Origin of the sequence: Agrobacterium bohemicum, assembly GCF_001562555.1 — a bacterium.
Taxonomy (GTDB): domain Bacteria; phylum Pseudomonadota; class Alphaproteobacteria; order Rhizobiales; family Rhizobiaceae; genus Agrobacterium; species Agrobacterium bohemicum.
Genome location: NZ_KQ961027.1, coordinates 22219 through 39076, shown reverse-complemented (window position 1 = coordinate 39076; position 16858 = coordinate 22219). Strand labels below are relative to the sequence as shown.

Genomic DNA, 16858 nt, shown 5'->3' with positions numbered 1-16858 from the left:
AACCGCCCTGGCAGATTTGGAGGTTCGTCATCGGATGACGTTGCCATCAACGCCGAAACGGTGGGTCATCTCACCCGTTGGCGAGGCGAAGACCACATCGTCAGGTGCATAGGCATGCTCACCAAACAAACGCACGGTCAGTAGGCCAATCGTGTCGCTTTCGATATAAACGATGGTGTCAGCACCCAGATGCTCGACATGCACAACCTTGCCGGACCATGTGCCACTCTCACGCGACAGCGCCAGATGCTCGGGCCGGATGCCGAGCGTCTTGTAACCGCTTTCCCCCAGTCGCTCAGCATCGATGAAATTCATCTGCGGCGACCCGATGAAACCCGCGACAAACAAATTTGCAGGGCGATTATAAAGCTCCATCGGCGAGCCCACCTGCTCGATGCGACCGGCGTTGAGCACAACGATCTTGTCGGCTAGCGTCATCGCCTCGACTTGGTCGTGGGTCACATAAATCATCGTCGCCTTGAGGCGTCGGTGCAGCCGGGCAATTTCCAGACGCGTCTGCACGCGCAGTGCCGCATCGAGGTTGGATAACGGCTCATCGAAAAGAAACAGCGTGGGTTCGCGCACGATTGCTCGGCCAATAGCAACACGCTGACGCTGACCGCCCGACAGTTCAGCGGGTCGCCTTTGGAGATAGGGTTCGAGTGATAGCAGCGAAGATGCATTGGCAACCCGGGTCTCGATTTCGTCCTTGGGCGTTCCGGCTTGCTTGAGGCCGAGCCCCATATTGTCCTTCACCGTCAGATGCGGATACAGCGCATAGGACTGGAAAACCATCGCAATGCCGCGTTTGGCAGGTGGTACTGCGGAGACTTCGCGGCCATCGATGACGATTTCACCAGAGCTGATATCTTCAAGCCCGGCAATGGTGCGCAACAGCGTCGACTTGCCACAACCCGAAGGGCCTACGAAAATCACGAACTCGCCGTCCTTGACTTCCAGGTCGATGCCTTTCAGCACATCGACGGTGCCAAAGGACTTTGCGACGGATTTGAGTGTCAGATTACCCAAGGGTTTTCTCCAGATTCATAGGTCCACCATGCGGCCGGTTCGCGCGCTTTCATCTGCCGCAAGGCAAATGCGCAGCGATTGTACGGCGTCGGTCATATGTCGGTTGAGATCAATATCCTCACGGATGGCTTTAAGCACATAGGCCTGCTCGCGATCGCACAGTTCCTGATGACCGGGCTCGCCCTCCATTTGGAGAAACTGGTCAGGCTCCATGAACTTGCCATCCGGCCCGGTTGCAGCTTTATGCAGACGGATCGTTGAGGTCTTGGTATGGGTGTCGATGTCATCGGATTTGGCGTTCGGGTCCATGACTATGGATACGCTGCCTTTAGGTGACATCACGTCTTTCACGAAAAACGCCGTTTCCGAAATCATTGGCCCCCAGCCAGCCTCATACCACCCGATGGAATCGTCATCGAAGGTCACCTGAAGGTGGCCGTAATTGTACATGTCAGGTGCAATCTCGTCCGAGAGGCGCAGGCCCATGCCACGAACCGACACCGGTTTGGCATCGGTGATCTGACACATGACATCGACATAATGGACGCCACAATCGACAATCGGCGGCGTCGTCTGCATCAGCGCCTTGTGGGTGTCCCACGTCTTGCCGGAGGATTGTTGATTGAGGTTCATGCGGAATACGTAGGGGCCGCCAAGCTCTCGGGCGAGTGAGATCAATTTCATCCATGAGGGATGGTAACGCAGAATATAGCCGACGACGAGTTTGCGGCCATTCGCACGAGCACAGGCCACAACACGCTCGGCATCGGCAACCGTCGTTGCCAGCGGTTTTTCAACAAACACATGGCAGCCTGCCTCCATGGCTTTGATCGCAAAGGCGGCATGGCTGTCTGGATAGGTGTTGATCGAGCAGAGGTCTGGTTTCAGTTCCGCCAGCGCGTCATCGAAGGACGGCAGGACTTGGTAACCACTAAGTTGCTCAGGTAAAACGGGCTTGGAGCGATTGACGAGTCCGATGATTTCAAATCCCGGATTGGCAGCATAGGACAGCGCGTGGCTCATGCCCATATTGCCGAGACCAGCGACCAGAACCTTGAGGGGTAGTTCGCTCATTTTACCGCTCCTGCCGTGATGCCGCGGATCAACTGCCGCGAAAAGATCGTGTAGAGAACGAGAACAGGGGCAATTGCGAGTGAAAGTGCCGCCAGTACGGCGTTCCAGTTCGTCACGAACTGGCCGATGAAGATTTGCGTGCCGAGCGTGATCGTTTTCGTTGCTTCGCTAGGAGCCAGGATCAACGGAAACCACAGATCGTTCCAGATCGGTATCATCGTAAAGACGGCAACCGTCGCCATGGAAGGGCGGATGAGCGGTAATACCAGTCGGAAGAAAATCTTGTATTCCGATAACCCATCGATACGTCCGGCATTCTTCAGGTCATCGGACACGGTGCGCATAAATTCTGAAAGAATGAAGATCGCAAGCGGCAGGCCTTGCGCGGTATAAACCAGAATAAGAGCGGTGCGCGTGTTGACCAACCCTGTGGCCACCATGCCCTGCAGGATACCAATGGTTCCCAGGCGAATGGGGATCATGATACCCAGCGCCATGTAGAGGCCGAGCCATGTGTTGCCTTTGAACCGGTATTCCGACAAGGCAAATGCCGCCATCGCCCCAAACAAAAGCACCAGCGCAATCGACACAATGGTGACGATGAGCGAGTTTTGCATGTAGTGGACAAAATCACCCTGCCCCAGCACAGTGGTATAACCGACAAGATCGAAGGTCGAAGGCAGCGGCGGCTGCATAGGATTACGAAAAATCGCGTTTCGCGACTTGAACGAATTGATGATCGTCAGCGCCACTGGAAACAGTGCGACCGCCGTATAGGTAAGCAATATGGCATGGGCCGATGCCGTGCGGGCGATGGAGGACCGAGCTTTGGACATATCTGCTTCTCCCTTCAGAACTGATAGCGGCGCATGCGGCGCTGGATTGCGAAGAGATAGAAACTGACTCCAGCAAGGATGATGAGGAACATCACCGTTGCAATGGTCGCGCCCATTGAGCGATCACCCAACTGAAGCTGGAAACCGAAGAAGGTGCGGTAGAGCAATGTCCCCAGAATATCCGTCGATCCATCCGGCCCGGCCAACGCCCCCTGTACCGTGTAGATCAGGTCGAAGGCGTTGAAATTTCCGACAAATGTCAGAATGGAGATAATACCGATGGAGGGTAGGATCAGCGGCAATTTGATCTTCCAGAACTGGCTCCAGCCAGTAATGCCGTCCATTTCGGCTGCCTCGATCACCTCATCCGGAATATTCAGGAGAGCTGCATAGATAAGCATCATGGGAATGCCGACATATTGCCAGACCGAAATCAACGAAACGGCAATCAGCGCCGAACCGGGTCTGCCCAGCCACGGCGCAAACAGTGACTTCAGATAGACGAGGTCAAGCAGCGTTGGCGCAACACCCCAAAGCGGCGACAGAATAAGCTTCCAGATGAAGCCGACGATGACGAAGGAAAGAAGCGTCGGTAAAAAGATGGCAGTGCGGTAGAAAGCCGAAAACCGTAATTTCGGCAGCGACAACAAAGCTGCCAGTGCAACGCCGATTGGGTTTTGTACCAGCATGTGAATAACGAAGAAAATCATGTTGTTGAAGAGCGCATTCCAGAAGCCTGCTGACCACCGCTCCTCACCGAACAGGGTTTTGAAATTCTGCAAACCGACGAACACCTTCTGCCCATCGACTTGGTTGAAGAAAGAAAGCCAGAGTGTGCTGCCGAGCGGGATGATCATGACAGCTGTGTAGACCAGAAATGCCGGTAGCATGAACACGAGGATATGCCAGCGAACTGGCCGCCGAATCGGTCTTTGATCGTTTGAAGTCATATCGGCGCTCATGGGACCAGTCCGAATTGTCTTGAAAAAATATGTCTTCTTCGCCGCGCAGGCACATACCCGCGAAACTTATGACTTGGCGATAGAAACGTTAGAAAACGAGCGGCAAGAATGCATGGCGGTTACAAACCGCCATGCACATAAATCCGGCTCAAGTTACTTCGCAGGCTTATACCAGCCGTCGAGACCCTTTTGCAGCTTCTCAGCGGCGACAGCCGGTGTATCCGTACCGTTGATCACGTTGGCCGATTCCACCCATGTCTCGTTTTCGAGGTTGGGCGTACCGCGCGACAGGATCTGATAGGTGGAACGGATAGTCGGCTTGCACTTTTCGCGCCAGGATACGAATTCCTGAGCAACAGGATCAGCCATCTTTACGGCTGTCTTGTTCAGGCTGAAGAAGCCAGGCAGTGCGTTTGCGTAGAGATCGGCAAACTCCGCAGACGAGACCCACTCCAGGAACTTCGCTGCTTCGGCTGGGTGCTTGGACTTGGCATTTACGCCCATGCCGATGTCGGTATGGTCGGAGATATAGCAGGTATCGCCTTCCTTTTCGACCGGTGGCGGGAACGCGCCCATCTTGAACTGTGCCTGCGTGTTGAAGCCGGAAATTTCCCAGGAGCCAGCGGGGTAGATCGCGGCGCGGCCCAGCGTGAACATGTTTTGGCTGTCTGGATAGGTCTGGGCTTCGAAGCCGTCGCCGAGATAATCTTTCCACTTTGCCAGCACTTCATATGGCTTGACCCAGTCGGCATCCGTCAGCTTCTGATCGCCCTTGATCAAAGCGAGACGACCTTCCTCACCCTTCCAGTAATTCGGGCCGATATTCTGGTAGCCCATGGTTGCGGCTTCCCACAAATCCTTGGTACCCATCGCCATCGGAACATAGGTGCCGTCAGCCTTGATCTTGTCGAGAGCGGCGAAGAACTCCGCCTGCGTCTTGGGAACTTCGATCTTCAGCGCGTCGAAAGCGTCCTTGTTGTAGATGAAGCCATGGATAACCGATGCCATCGGCACGCAGAACGTTTGAGCGCCATCATCTGTAGACCAAGCGGTTTTCGCGACATCGGAGAAGTTCTCCATGCCTGCGTTCTTGGTCAGATCGCCAAGATAGCCCTTCTTGAAAAGCTCGAGTGAGGCATCGAACGGACGGCAGGTGATGAGATCGCCAGCGGAGCCGGATTCCAGCTTGGCATTTAGCGCCGCATTGTATTCAGTCGGCGCCATCGGCTGGAAGTCGAGCTTGATACCGGGGTTCTTGGCTTCGAACGCGGGAATAAGCTTGTCTTTCCAGATTGCCAGATCGTCATTACGCCAGCTTTCGATGGTCAGCGTTACGTCTTGTGCAGATGCGAGGCCTGCATAGCTGAACAGGCTTGCGCCCAGCAGCAAGACTTTGGTGATAGTACGGGTCATCAGGTTCTCCCTCTTGGTGTAACGCCACGGCGTTCATCAACTGTGATTTTTTGCCAGTCTTATTCGCTGATCATTTGAAGCGCGCGCCGAACGTTGTGGCCGCTTGTCTCCAGAATGGTTTCAGCCGAATTCTTCGTTTTCGCGCCCGCTGCAAGCAGGATCGCGATCTTCACGGAGCCGGACGCCTTTTCCACCAAACGTCCAGCTTCGTTTATGTCCACACCGGTCACGCCGGATACGATCCGGGCTGCGCGTTCGACGAGTTTCTTGTTGTCGGCCCGCAGATTGACCATGTAGCCATCATGCACGTGGCCGAGACGGATGGCCATCAAAGTCGAAAACATGTTCAGCGCGATCTTTTGCGCAGTTCCAGCCCCCATTCGGGTTGAGCCTGATACGAATTCGGGTGGCGTGCGCAATAGAATGGCAACATCGGCCACATCAAAGATTTTTGCATTTTCGTTGTTGGCGACAGCCACAATCTTGGCACCATTTATACGCGCCGCCTCTACGACAGCTAGAGCATAAGGGGTCGATCCGCTGGCGGTAATGGCAACGACACAGTCGCCAGCACCGATTATCGCCGCGTCGACTTTCGCCTGTTCAACATCGTCTTCAGGTGCACCCGGCATATCAGACAGGTTGCTGGCGCCACCGGCAAAAAGGATCGCAATCTGCTCGCGATCGATACCATAGGTGCCTGGTAGTTCCAGCGCATCGGCCATTGCCATCAGGCCAGAACTTCCCGCACCCGCATAAACAAGCTTACATCCTGCCGCTATCGCATCGGCTGCGAGTGCAGAAGCCGCTGCAATGGCATCATGCGCGGCATTTACGGTCTGCGCAGCTTCTTGCTGGCCCGAACTTAAAAGCGACAGAACGTCCCTCGGCACCATGATGTCGAGGCCCTTCGCCTTTTCGTGCAAACCTTCTGTTCCGCCAGCGCTCATCTCAAAACTCCCTGCGAAAGAATTTAATGCCAAAAAAATACCAATTGTCCAGCATCTTTTAACAATTGATTTATTTCTCAGGTCGAAAAGGGCTAACCTTGGCGTTATGCAACTGATAAATATCAATAAATTAATTTTTATTGAAAATTAATTTTTACGGCTTGGATATTGGTATTTTTTTGGTATCTTCGTTGCAGGAGACAGTTTCATGCAGCGATATCTCGTGGGAATCGACGGTGGCGGCACGAGTTGCCGGGCGGCAGTCGCTGATGCGACCGGCCGAATTCTCGGCCGCGGCAAAAGCGGCGCATCCAACATCATGACTGCGCCAGACACGGCGATACTGAATATGACGGATGCGGCAAGGTCTGCTTTTATCGACGCCGGTCTCGATGCCGACTTGGTGGAGAGTGCTCATGCCTATCTCGGCCTTGCGGGTAATAATGTCGAAAACACCGTCGCCTATGTCCTGCCACGCCTGCCCTTTTATCAATCGGTTATCGAATCTGATGGATTGATTGCGCTACAAGGCGCACTGGGTAATGGTGATGGGGCTGTTGCTATTCTGGGCACAGGCACGATCTATCTCGCACGTACCGGTGCCGACGTTCGTTCGGTGGGTGGCTGGGGCTATCATCTCGGCGATCTGGGAAGCGGTGGCCGGCTGGGGCAGATGGCATTGCAACAGAGCCTGCTCGCTTATGACGGTATCGCTCCTCAATCTGCGATGACCCGTGCCGTTCTCGATGAATTCAGCAATGAACCGCGCAAGATGGTGGCTTTTTCCCAGGCGGCAAAACCAGGGGATTATGGCCGGTATGCACCGCGCGTGTTTGAATTCGCCGCAAAAGGGGATGATGCAGCGCAGGCGATCCTTCGTCAGTCTGCGGCATTCATCGATTTGGCGCTCGACCGCGTATCGGAGATAACCGACGGCGGCAGGCTATGCCTGCTCGGAGGCTTGTCCGCTCTCTATGTTCCCTATCTCTCAACTCGCCATCAGGAACGTCTCGTCCCGCCGGTCGAGGACGCGCTATCGGGTGCCATTGCACTGGCCAAAGCGACATTCGCCAATATGATGGACGGTGCCGCATGACGGAGGCGCTTTCGCATTTTCTTTCACCAGACGATCTGCAATCCAGCGGGTCTGGGCCGCTTTACATGAAGCTCCGGCAATCGCTGGAGGATGCGATCCTGTCCGGCAAACTCAGCCATGGACAAGCGCTGCCGCCAGAGCGTGATCTTGCCGAATTTGCCAATGTAAGTCGGGTAACGGTACGCAAGGCGGTCGATGATTTGGTAAAGGACGGCCTTCTGAGCCGCAAACATGGCTCCGGTACCTTTGTCATGAAACCCGTCTCGCGCCTGCAGCAGCCCTTGTCACGGCTGACCTCATTTACCGAGGACATGGCGCGGCGCGGTTATGTCACCCGCTCAGAATGGCTAGGCCGTGGGCTCTTCCATCCGTCATCGGACGAAATGATGATGCTCGGCTTGAAAGTCGACATGATGGTGGCACGGCTGGAGCGCCTGCGCATCGCCAATGAATTGCCGCTTGCCATTGAGCGCGCAAGTCTTGCCTCCGACATCCTGCCGGACCCGAAAGCGGTCGACACCTCCCTTTATGCAGAGTTACACCGCACGGGTTATAAGCCGGTGCGGGCCGTGCAGCGCATTTCTGCCTGCAACGTAACCCGTGAGGACGCAGCCCTGCTGGCCGTTCCGGAGGGGTCTGCGGGTCTTGCCATCGAACGGATATCCTATCTGGATTCCGGTCGCGTGGTGGAGTTGACCCGTTCGCTTTATCGTGGTGATGCCTATGATTTCGTCGCTGAAATGACACTGACGGATGGCTGATATGCCGATTGAACCCAGAAAAGAGAATCCCATGTCAACGCATATGCGTCAGGAAATCAATGAAATCCCCGAAGCAGCCAGCCGTTTGCTGAGCCGCTCTCACGATGCTTTGCAGGCAGCAGGCAAGGCGTTGCGTGAGCGCGACCCAGCCTTTCTGATTACCATCGCGCGCGGCTCTTCCGATCATGCCGCCCATTTCCTGAAATATGCGATTGAGCAGCAGGCTGGCCGCGCCGTGGCTTCCATAGGCCCGTCGCTCGCCTCTATCTATGGCAAGTCGCTGAAACTCGACCAGGCGGCGGCGATCTCAATTTCGCAATCCGGCAAAAGCCCCGACATTGTTGCGCTTGCCCAGGCGGCGGCCTCATCCGGCGCGCTGACGATATCCCTGACCAACACGCAACCATCTCCGTTGTCGGGTGCGTCCGCGCATGCAGTCGATATCAATGCCGGGCCGGAACTTGCGGTCGCGGCCACCAAATCGTTTTTTAACTCCGTACTGGCAGGTCTCGCCATTCTCTCGGAATGGACAGAAGACGAAGAATTGAAACGGTCCATACAGCATCTGCCAAAGAAGTTGGCGCAAGCGGTAGCGCTGGATTGGCACGAACTGGCAGACGAACTGGGCGATGCGGAATCTCTCTTCATGCTGGGAAGAGGCCCCTCACTGGCCATTGCCAGTGAGGCCGCATTAAAATTCAAGGAAACGTCGGAAATGCACGCCGAGGCCTACTCCAGTGCCGAAGTGCTTCACGGGCCGGTCGCTCTTGTGGATCGCCGCTTTCCCATCGTGACCTTTGCCGCTCGTGACGCCGCGCTGGCATCCGTCCTTAGCACCGCAGATGGGCTGGCAAAAAAAGGTGCGCTTGCCTTCATTACCGCCGATGGTGCCGCCCATGCGCGCCGCTTGCCGTTCGTAGAAACCGGTCATCCGTTCACGGATTCTCTTGCCCTCATCGTGCCATTCTACGGCTTTGTCGAAGCATGGTCGCGCGCACGTGGCTTCAACCCTGATGCCCCAGCTGCGCTCAAGAAAGTCACGGAGACCCGCTGATTATGATCAGAGCTCTGACGAATGCGCGGATTTTCGACGGTTTTACGTGGCATGATAACAGTGCCCTGCTGATCGACGGTGGTAAGGTTGCGGATATTCTCGCAATGTCAGAGCTCTCACCCGGCACCGAACAAATTAATACTGATGGCGCGATTATCGTTCCGGGATTTATCGATCTTCAGGTAAATGGCGGTGGCGGCGTTATGCTGAACGACGACCAGTCCGTCGAGGGCATTCGCCAGATTTGCGCCGCCCATGCAAAATTTGGCACCACTTCTCTACTGCCGACCCTTATAACCGATACCCGGGAGATCACGGCAGCGGCGATAAAGGCTGGGCTAGATGCCAAAGTGGCTGGTGTTCCCGGCTTTCTAGGCTTGCATCTCGAGGGTCCACATCTATCGGTCGCTAGAAAAGGCACCCACCACCCAGCCCTGATACGCCCCATGGATGATGCCGATCTCCAGAGTCTTCTGACGATCGGCAACAGTTTCGATGCGCTTATGATTACAGTGGCTCCAGAGAATACAACAAAAGAACAAGTCAGAGCCCTTGCTGATAGTGGCTTCATCGTCAGTTTGGGACACACGAACGCGTCCTATGAGACTGCAAAGGCCTATGCCGAAGCCGGTGCGCGCGCGGTAACACATCTTTTTAACGCTATGAGCCCATTGGAAAACCGCACACCGGGTTTGGTTGGCGCAGCACTCAATACCGGAAGCCTTTTTGCAGGCATCATTGCCGATGGTTTCCACGTTCACCCGGCATCCATGGGCGCGGCGTTGCGTGCCAAACGCGGGCCCGGAAAGATTTTCCTTGTCACTGACGCCATGTCCACCATCGGTACGGACCTCACCGGTCTTACACTGAACGGACGTCAGATTTACCGCAAAGACGGGCGGCTAACACTGAGCGATGGGACGCTCGCCGGCGCTGACATAGATATGCTGTCTTCCGTACTTTTCGCCCACCAGATACTTGGCCTGGATTTCGAAGAAGCCGTCCGCATGGCAACTCTTTACCCAGCAGAAGCAGCAGGCGTTGAGCACTACAAGGGCCAACTTAAAGCGGGCCACGATGCCGATTTTGTCATTTTGAACGATCACTACAGTGTCAAAGGCACTTGGATTAACGGCAAACCGATTTTTACGACATGATCCGCTGCCCGTATTACGGGCCTCACATTGTCAGAATTGCTTTCAAGCGCTAGGCGTGAGTGGAAATTCTAACCGTAGGTTCAAAACGAAAAAGCCTGCCGCGGGAGGAGGTGCGGCAGGCTTTTCGAAAAGAACCGAACAACGACTGGGAGGAGGAGTGTCGTTGTTCCGACAGGCGTCCCTTGGGAGGAGGAGTGGGTAGCCTGAAATCGAAGCTTTGCGGGAGGAGGTGCATCGCTTCGATGAGATAAACATACCCTTTTCAAACGCACAATAAAGAGACATCCTTGCACCGCAGCCATGCAAAAATTGCATAACGGCAACGTAGACAAAGGCGATGGCCGAAAAGCCATCTGCGGTAAGCTCCCAGTGTCATAGCGAGGCACCCAGCTTCTTAGCGTACAAAAGGCGCTCGGTGACATTCTACGTCCACAAGCTTTTCGATCCAGAGTGCAGGCCGCCTCTGGCGTTCCTCGTTACCGAATTTAATAAGCCTTCACCGCGAAAGGTTTCGGTTTGTGGTTCAGCAAACGTTACACCGAAGCTTATGCCAGAACAAAAGATCACAGAAATCGTCCCACGCGCCGAGGGGTTGCCAGATGGTGGGGCAAAAGGCGCATAAAACGCAATGATTTTAATGTATTTGGAAAGCTAGTGGTGCCCCTTGCCGGAATCGAACCAGCACTCCTCGCGGAACCTGATTTTGAGTCAGGCGCGTCTACCAATTCCGCCAAAGGGGCAACTCTGGAATCTTATTCCTTGGTATGCGGCGGACTATACGAACCGACCAGGCAAGGTCAATAGATTTTCGAGAAAATTTTCATTTTTGCAAAACTTTGCTTTCTGCTGAAGCATTCACAGTGAACGAAGGATTTGCAAGCAGGATGAGACTGGATTAGAGGCATTGAGCGGCGATTTTGACAGCGTCGCTTACCGCCTCGTTTTCCACCTGATCCGGTACTTTAAAATTTTTCGTCGAATGTGAAGGACAGACCATGGCAAGTGCAGTTTCCGCAGAAAAGACCCGCAGCATCTCGGCTATCGCTGTGACTTTGGGAATGATCCTTACCGTTGGCTCGGCACTCGGCTTTCAGCATATTGGCGGTTACACGCCTTGCGCCCTGTGCCTTTTGCAGCGAGATCCGTATTATTACGCAATACCTGTCGGCATTCTGGCGATTGCCGCGAGTCTTTTTAGGCTCCCAGTGTGGCTGACACGATCGGCGCTTGTTTTAATCGGACTTGCGATGCTGATTGGCGCTGGTCTTGGCGTTTACCACTCTGGTGTGGAATGGGGCTTTTGGCCCGGACCCATCACCTGCTCGACCGGAGCGCCTTCCATCACTACCAATGCTGGAAGCTTGCTGAGTGATCTCAACGCGGTGAAACCACCGTCCTGCAATGACGCCGCGCTACGGGTTCTCGGCCTGTCATTTGCAGGCTGGAATGTTTTGGCCAGTGTTGCCCTCGCGGCAATCGCGTTTTTCGGCGCTAGCCGCAAAGCTGCATAACGGCCATCAGGGCTGAAGCTCGGTATCCCAGTAGAGATAGTCCATCCAGCTTTCATGTAGATAGTTGGGTGGAAACGAACGGCCGTTATTGTGAAGGTCCTGCACCGTAGGCTGGTAAGGTTTTTGGTGCGGCACCATTCCGGCAATCTTTGGCAGCTTGCTACCCTTCCGCAGATTGCAAGGTGAACATGCCGCTACGACATTCAGCCATGTCGTTTCGCCGCCATGAGCACGGGGAATGACATGATCGAACGTCAGATCATCATGCGCACCGCAATACTGGCACTCGAATCTATCTCGCAGAAACACATTGAAGCGTGTGAAAGCGGGGTTTCGGGTCGGCTGCACATAGGTTTTAAGGCTGACGACACTTGGCAACCGCATGGAAAAACTAGGCGAACAAACCGCGTGATCATATTCGGCGATGATGTTAACACGATCAAGAAATACTGCCTTGATCGCGTCCTGCCAGGACCACAACGACAAGGGATAATAGCTCAATGGCCGGTAGTCTGCGTTCAGAACGAGCGCAGGCAGGGCCTGTGGTGAAACGGCAATCGTCAAGGGCGTCTCCTGACCGATTCTGCATCTACATCTTGTATATTAGGTCTGTTGTTACAGGATTGTGAAGCCTTTAAATGAAGCGTTGAAAGAAAGGCTTATTTCAGGCGATTGGCATAACTTCTCGACGTGTCATGGATGCGTAATAGGCCCAGAAAAGCCGGGCGGCGACGGACCGCCATGGCGACCAAGCTAGAGCGATCTCGTCGAGCATTTTTTGCGTGGGACGTGCTTCCATCATAAACGCTTGAGCCACTGCGGCTTGCAACGCGACGTCACCGGACGGGAAAATATCCGCGTGACCGGCGCAAAACATGAGATAAACTTGAGCCGTCCAGGGACCAATACCGCTGAGAGAGGTCAGCGTAGAGAATGCAGAAGCCTCATCCATCGCGCTCAATGCATCGAAATTTAGTTTCCCCTCAACGACCGCAGTGGCGAGACCTCGCAGCGTTTTGGCTTTGGCGCGCGATAGCCCGAAGGGCGGCGCCTCTGCTGCCGTCTTAGCAGCCAGATAATTGTGAGCCGTTACCTCGCCAACATCGTGTTCCATTCTTCGCCAGATAGCGTCGGCACTGGCACGAGAGACAACTTGCGACACGACGATATGGGCCAGGCCGGCAAAGCCGGGTGGGCTCAGTCGCAACGGCAGCGGCCCTGCTTTTTGCGCAATCACGTTCAGTCGCGGGTCGAGCGCAAGAAGTGCTGCCAGCCCCTCGTCAATATCAGCGGAACTTTGAATGATATCGACCACAGGACCCACCCGTATCACCTCGTCTGGCGAAGCACCACAAACCGTGGCACAAGAGACCATGTCTTCGCTTTCACGTCAAAAGCCGGTTTTTCGTTTTGCGCCAAGTCCCAACGGGCGGCTTCATCTTGGTCACGCCCTGTCTGCCATCTTGAACCACGATATGGCCAAAGCGAACGGCGGACGTTTTCTTTTGCGTATCGAAGACATCGATCTGACGCGCTGTACGGCTGAATTCGAACAGGGAATTTACACAGACCTAAAATGGCTCGGCCTTAGCTGGGAATTGCCAGTTCGCAGGCAATCCGAACTTTTCGGGGACTATCGCCACGGATTGGAGCGGCTGATCGCAATGGGACTGGCCTATCCTTCATTCATGAGCCGTCGTGAAATCAAAGCTTTTGTCCATAATCACGAGTCGCAAGGAAAATTATGGCCGCGTGATCCCGATGGCGCGCCACACTATCCACCGGTTGATAAGCAAAGGCCTGCAAAAGAGATCGATACTCTGCTGTCTTCGAACGCAAAACACGCGTGGCGGCTGGATATAAAAAAAGCCATCACCGGGCTTCACCGCCCGCTCGAATGGGCCGAAACCGGCGGAGGTAAGAACGCCCAAATGGAGGCAGATCCGGTGGCTTGGGGCGACGTCGTCCTATCTCGCTCGGATGCGCCTTCCAGCTATCATCTCTCCGTGGTTCTCGATGATGCTGCGCAGGGCGTGACCCATGTTGTGCGCGGAATGGATCTGTTTCATGCGACCTCCGTCCACCGACTGCTTCAGGAACTGCTCAAGCTCCCGGCACCGGAGTATCACCACCATCGGCTGGTTGTTGAAGAAAGCGGGAAGAAGCTTTCGAAAAGCGATGGAAGCACGGGGCTCGAAGTTCTGAGGGAGAGTGGCAAAACGCCGTCAGATATCCGCTGCCTGCTCGGCCTCTAAGGCCTCTCTCAGGCTGCCATTGTGGATGCCAGCCTTGATGATGTGGCGCACCCGATATTTCATAAGCGCGGCGTTGACCTCTGCCCCAAGCATGAAGATGACCCCGACCATGTAGAGGAACACCAGAACGATCATCACAGATGCTAGACCTGCATAGGTGGCGGCGTAGTTTGCAAATGTCGCGAGGTAATAGGCAAATATCCCCGCACCGACAACCCAGAATATCAGTGTCAAGAGAATGCCCGGCAGGACATCCCAAATACGGCGACGTCCGGCTGGCAGCCAGAGATGCGCGGCGACAAGACCGACGGCCAGCACGATGATCGTGCCGTAAAGGCCCAGATTGGAGACAGTTTCTAGAACGTCTTTCAACAGCGGGAAACGTGTTTCTGTAAACGAAAGGGCAACCGGCACGGCGACAAGCACGATGCTGATACCGGTGAAGACGGTAACGGCGATAACGACGTAAAAAAGGCTGAGAAGGCGCGTGACATACCACCAGCGCGTTTCGCTGACACGGTATGCGCGATTAAGCGAAATTCGCAGCGCTTCGACGCCGTTCGACGCGAAATAGGCTGCTGCAAGAACAGAAATCGTCAATAGGCCGCCGCGCGGTATCGTCAGCACTTGCTGCACCTGTGCAGCCAAAGGAGCCGCAATCGCCTCAGGCCAGGTATCGAAAATAAGGTGAACGGCGGTTTCGGAAAACTGATCCGCGCCTAAAAAGCTGGCAAGTGCCGTGCCGAAAATCAGAAATGGAAACAGCGCCAGAAGAATGGACAGAGCCATATGGCTTGCCATGGCCCAGCCATCGTCCTCGGCGAAATGGAAGTAGGCATCAAAGGCGACTTTTCGGACGAGGTCCAACGCGGCAACCATGTCACCTCCCAAAATCGGCATTTCATTTGTAGCTAAGGTAACATAGGGACGTCACGCCACGCTTAGTAGAGCGCATAACCCCTCAATCTAGTTCCACGTAGACAAGAAGAATTGTGCGCGACTGAAAACCGTCCTACCGTTCCAACCTACATTTCCATAACGTGTAGCACTTCAGGAAACATACTTCATGACGAAAAAACCGGTCATCATTATCACCGGCTGCTCTTCCGGAATTGGTGCCTATTGCGCCGGGGCGCTTCATGCGGATGACTGGCGTGTCTTCGCAACGGTTCGGCGCATCGAAGATAAGGCTGCCTTGGAGGACCAGGGTATCGAAACACTGGTCATGGATTATACCAAGCCGGATACCATCGCAGCACTGGTGGCCGAAGTCACGAGAAGGACGGGTGGTCGCATCGACGCGCTGTTCAATAACGGCGCTTACGGCCAGCCGGGCGCAGTCGAAGATGTATCCGTCGATGTTCTGCGCCAGCAATTCGAAACAAACTTTTTCGGCTGGCACGACCTGACCTGCCGCGTTATTCCCTATATGCGCAAACAGGCGAGCGGCCGCATCGTCCATTGCTCATCCATTCTCGGCCTTGTGCCGTATCGTTATCGTGGCGCCTACACAGCGTCGAAATTTGCGCTGGAGGGATTGGGAGTGACGTTGCGCATTGAGCTTCAGGGAAGCGGCATTCACGTCAGCCTGATAGAGCCCGGCCCGATAGCATCGAAATTCACGTCTACGGCGTTGGCGCACATCAAAGGCAACATCGACCTCGAAAACTCCGCCCATGCGCAAGAATACAAACGCCAGTTGTCACGGTTGGATGGTAGCGGCCCCGGCAATAAGCACAAGCTTGGCCCAGACGCGGTCTACTCAGTGCTGAAACACGCGCTGACCGCAAAAAAACCGAAGCCTCATTATCTCGTTACGACACCGGCTAAACAGGCTGTTCTATTGAAGCGGCTGCTACCAGCCGGTTTGTTTTACCGTCTGTTGCGCAAGTTCGACTAGCGCTGTGACACTTCGATCAGCTACAACGCCAAAAAGGCTACACGGCATTTCGGGAGAGTAGAGCATGTCCAGTTTCACCATGGTTCTGGCGGTCATCGTTATGGGTCTGGTCGTCCTCGTTTTGATACGCGGATTGTTCAATATGCTTAAAGGCACGGATGCCAACAAATCCAACAAATTGATGCAGCTGCGACTTTTCTTGCAGGCCATCGCCATCATACTCATCATGTTGACACTGTGGCTCACAGGCGGCGGTCGATAAGGAACGCAAAATGGTCAAGCTGAACAAAATTTATACACGCACAGGCGATGATGGCACGACGGCGCTCGTCTCCGGCCCGCGCCGCATAAAGCATGATTTGCGCATCGAAAGCTTCGGTACAGTCGATGAGGCAAATTCGGCCATCGGTGTCGCCCGTCTCCACACATCCGGCCTTGTTGATCTCGACGCCATGCTTTTTCGCATTCAAAACGATCTTTTCGATCTGGGTGCCGACCTTGCGACCCCGGACCTCGGTGAAGTCCTGTCCTATGAGCCGCTAAGAATCGTTGAAGCTCAAGTCGTGCGCATCGAAAATGAAATCGACGCATTGAACAGCGATCTCTCGCCGCTGAAATCTTTCGTGTTGCCCGGTGGCACGCCAGCTGCGGCCTATCTCCACCTTGCACGGACCATTGCCCGTCGGGCCGAGCGCCAGATGGTGGAATTGTCACGCATCGAGGGTGAAGTCGTCAGCCCCGCAGCGCTCAAATACGTCAATCGCCTCTCCGATTTCCTGTTCGTCGCGGCTCGTTTCGCCAATGATGCCGAAAACTCGGATGCGCCTGATATATTGTGGGTTCCCGGTAAAAACCGCTGA

Annotated in this window: 18 protein-coding genes and 1 tRNA gene; 9 read left to right on the top strand and 10 right to left on the bottom strand. The window is 54.8% G+C overall.

All coding sequences use genetic code 11. From position 1 onward, the window contains the following. Positions 1-27: 27 nt before the first annotated feature. The 6 genes from ATO67_RS09445 to ATO67_RS09420 form a co-directional block, all read right to left on the bottom strand. Entirely contained in the window at positions 28-1029 is a 1002-nt protein-coding gene (locus tag ATO67_RS09445; RefSeq protein WP_067647494.1) for an ABC transporter ATP-binding protein, read from the bottom strand. A gap of 15 nt (positions 1030-1044) precedes the next feature. Further along, positions 1045-2103: a Gfo/Idh/MocA family protein gene (locus ATO67_RS09440; protein WP_067647491.1), complete on the bottom strand. Its 1059-nt coding sequence runs from the start codon at positions 2101-2103 to the stop codon at positions 1045-1047. After that, the gene (locus ATO67_RS09435; RefSeq protein ID WP_067647488.1) at positions 2100-2939 is read right to left on the bottom strand and encodes a carbohydrate ABC transporter permease; all 840 of its coding nucleotides are present in this window, start codon (positions 2937-2939) and stop codon (positions 2100-2102) included. The genes ATO67_RS09440 and ATO67_RS09435 overlap by 4 nt, the downstream gene beginning before the upstream one ends. A 14-nt stretch (positions 2940-2953) precedes the next feature. Next, on the bottom strand, positions 2954-3889 hold the full coding sequence (locus tag ATO67_RS09430) for a carbohydrate ABC transporter permease (protein ID WP_425352196.1): 936 nt from the start codon (positions 3887-3889) through the stop codon (positions 2954-2956). Positions 3890-4054: 165 nt separating this feature from the next. After that, positions 4055-5314, bottom strand: coding sequence for an ABC transporter substrate-binding protein (locus tag ATO67_RS09425; protein WP_067647482.1), 1260 nt, complete (start codon positions 5312-5314; stop codon positions 4055-4057). A gap of 59 nt (positions 5315-5373) precedes the next feature. After that, positions 5374-6264: an N-acetylmuramic acid 6-phosphate etherase gene (locus tag ATO67_RS09420; protein WP_067647479.1), complete on the bottom strand. Its 891-nt coding sequence runs from the start codon at positions 6262-6264 to the stop codon at positions 5374-5376. A gap of 208 nt (positions 6265-6472) precedes the next feature. On the opposite strand from ATO67_RS09420, the gene ATO67_RS09415 reads away from it, so the two are divergent. From ATO67_RS09415 to nagA, 4 genes are read left to right on the top strand one after another with little or no spacing between them, the layout of a single operon-like run. Continuing rightward, complete coding sequence (locus ATO67_RS09415; protein WP_067647476.1) at positions 6473-7360, top strand: glucosamine kinase nucleotide-binding domain-containing protein; 888 nt, start codon at positions 6473-6475, stop codon at positions 7358-7360. Beyond that, positions 7357-8121: a GntR family transcriptional regulator gene (locus tag ATO67_RS09410; protein WP_067647473.1), complete on the top strand. Its 765-nt coding sequence runs from the start codon at positions 7357-7359 to the stop codon at positions 8119-8121. Before ATO67_RS09415 ends, ATO67_RS09410 begins: the two co-directional genes overlap by 4 nt. A 31-nt stretch (positions 8122-8152) precedes the next feature. After that, complete coding sequence (locus ATO67_RS09405; protein ID WP_067648248.1) at positions 8153-9175, top strand: SIS domain-containing protein; 1023 nt, start codon at positions 8153-8155, stop codon at positions 9173-9175. A 2-nt stretch (positions 9176-9177) separates the two neighbouring features. Beyond that, positions 9178-10332: an N-acetylglucosamine-6-phosphate deacetylase gene (gene nagA / locus ATO67_RS09400; protein ID WP_067647469.1), complete on the top strand. Its 1155-nt coding sequence runs from the start codon at positions 9178-9180 to the stop codon at positions 10330-10332. Positions 10333-10987: 655 nt separating this feature from the next. Here nagA and ATO67_RS09395 read toward each other — a convergent pair. Next, positions 10988-11072, bottom strand: a tRNA-Leu gene (locus ATO67_RS09395). Between the two features lie 255 nt (positions 11073-11327). Here ATO67_RS09395 and ATO67_RS09390 point away from each other — a divergent pair. Then, positions 11328-11843, top strand: coding sequence for a disulfide bond formation protein B (locus tag ATO67_RS09390; RefSeq protein ID WP_067647464.1), 516 nt, complete (start codon positions 11328-11330; stop codon positions 11841-11843). 6 nt (positions 11844-11849) lie between these two features. Here the strand turns inward: ATO67_RS09390 and ATO67_RS09385 are convergent, their stop codons facing one another. After that, the gene (locus tag ATO67_RS09385) at positions 11850-12407 is read right to left on the bottom strand and encodes an HNH endonuclease (RefSeq protein ID WP_067647461.1); all 558 of its coding nucleotides are present in this window, start codon (positions 12405-12407) and stop codon (positions 11850-11852) included. A 100-nt stretch (positions 12408-12507) separates the two neighbouring features. Further along, positions 12508-13218, bottom strand: coding sequence for a DNA-3-methyladenine glycosylase family protein (locus tag ATO67_RS09380; protein ID WP_082760216.1), 711 nt, complete (start codon positions 13216-13218; stop codon positions 12508-12510). On the opposite strand from ATO67_RS09380, the gene gluQRS reads away from it, so the two are divergent. Beyond that, complete coding sequence (gluQRS, locus tag ATO67_RS09375) at positions 13217-14098, top strand: tRNA glutamyl-Q(34) synthetase GluQRS (RefSeq protein ID WP_067647458.1); 882 nt, start codon at positions 13217-13219, stop codon at positions 14096-14098. The genes ATO67_RS09380 and gluQRS overlap by 2 nt on opposite strands. On the opposite strand, the gene ATO67_RS09370 is transcribed toward gluQRS, so the two are convergent. After that, positions 14069-14977 (bottom strand): YihY/virulence factor BrkB family protein, encoded by a 909-nt coding sequence (locus tag ATO67_RS09370; RefSeq protein WP_067647455.1) that lies wholly within the window; start codon positions 14975-14977, stop codon positions 14069-14071. The genes gluQRS and ATO67_RS09370 overlap by 30 nt on opposite strands. Positions 14978-15164: 187 nt before the next feature. Between ATO67_RS09370 and ATO67_RS09365 the strand changes: the two genes are divergently transcribed. The 3 genes from ATO67_RS09365 (at position 15165) to ATO67_RS09355 (ending at position 16858) form a co-directional block, all read left to right on the top strand. After that, entirely contained in the window at positions 15165-15998 is an 834-nt protein-coding gene (locus ATO67_RS09365; RefSeq protein ID WP_067647452.1) for an SDR family oxidoreductase, read from the top strand. A gap of 64 nt (positions 15999-16062) precedes the next feature. After that, complete coding sequence (locus tag ATO67_RS09360; protein WP_067647449.1) at positions 16063-16260, top strand: twin transmembrane helix small protein; 198 nt, start codon at positions 16063-16065, stop codon at positions 16258-16260. A gap of 10 nt (positions 16261-16270) precedes the next feature. Next, the gene (locus ATO67_RS09355; protein WP_067647446.1) at positions 16271-16858 is read left to right on the top strand and encodes a cob(I)yrinic acid a,c-diamide adenosyltransferase; all 588 of its coding nucleotides are present in this window, start codon (positions 16271-16273) and stop codon (positions 16856-16858) included.

Coding starts and splice junctions, on each gene's coding strand:
- ATO67_RS09440 (WP_067647491.1), bottom strand. CDS start 2,103: ATGAGCGAACTACCCCTCAAGGTTCTGGTCGCTGGTCTCGGCAATATG.
- ATO67_RS09435 (WP_067647488.1), bottom strand. CDS start 2,939: ATGTCCAAAGCTCGGTCCTCCATCGCCCGCACGGCATCGGCCCATGCC.
- ATO67_RS09430 (WP_425352196.1), bottom strand. CDS start 3,889: ATGACTTCAAACGATCAAAGACCGATTCGGCGGCCAGTTCGCTGGCAT.
- ATO67_RS09425 (WP_067647482.1), bottom strand. CDS start 5,314: ATGACCCGTACTATCACCAAAGTCTTGCTGCTGGGCGCAAGCCTGTTC.
- ATO67_RS09420 (WP_067647479.1), bottom strand. CDS start 6,264: ATGAGCGCTGGCGGAACAGAAGGTTTGCACGAAAAGGCGAAGGGCCTC.
- ATO67_RS09415 (WP_067647476.1), top strand. CDS start 6,473: ATGCAGCGATATCTCGTGGGAATCGACGGTGGCGGCACGAGTTGCCGG.
- ATO67_RS09410 (WP_067647473.1), top strand. CDS start 7,357: ATGACGGAGGCGCTTTCGCATTTTCTTTCACCAGACGATCTGCAATCC.
- ATO67_RS09405 (WP_067648248.1), top strand. CDS start 8,153: ATGTCAACGCATATGCGTCAGGAAATCAATGAAATCCCCGAAGCAGCC.
- nagA (WP_067647469.1), top strand. CDS start 9,178: ATGATCAGAGCTCTGACGAATGCGCGGATTTTCGACGGTTTTACGTGG.
- ATO67_RS09390 (WP_067647464.1), top strand. CDS start 11,328: ATGGCAAGTGCAGTTTCCGCAGAAAAGACCCGCAGCATCTCGGCTATC.
- gluQRS (WP_067647458.1), top strand. CDS start 13,217: ATGTCTTCGCTTTCACGTCAAAAGCCGGTTTTTCGTTTTGCGCCAAGT.
- ATO67_RS09380 (WP_082760216.1), bottom strand. CDS start 13,218: ATGGTCTCTTGTGCCACGGTTTGTGGTGCTTCGCCAGACGAGGTGATA.
- ATO67_RS09370 (WP_067647455.1), bottom strand. CDS start 14,977: ATGGTTGCCGCGTTGGACCTCGTCCGAAAAGTCGCCTTTGATGCCTAC.
- ATO67_RS09365 (WP_067647452.1), top strand. CDS start 15,165: ATGACGAAAAAACCGGTCATCATTATCACCGGCTGCTCTTCCGGAATT.
- ATO67_RS09360 (WP_067647449.1), top strand. CDS start 16,063: ATGTCCAGTTTCACCATGGTTCTGGCGGTCATCGTTATGGGTCTGGTC.
- ATO67_RS09355 (WP_067647446.1), top strand. CDS start 16,271: ATGGTCAAGCTGAACAAAATTTATACACGCACAGGCGATGATGGCACG.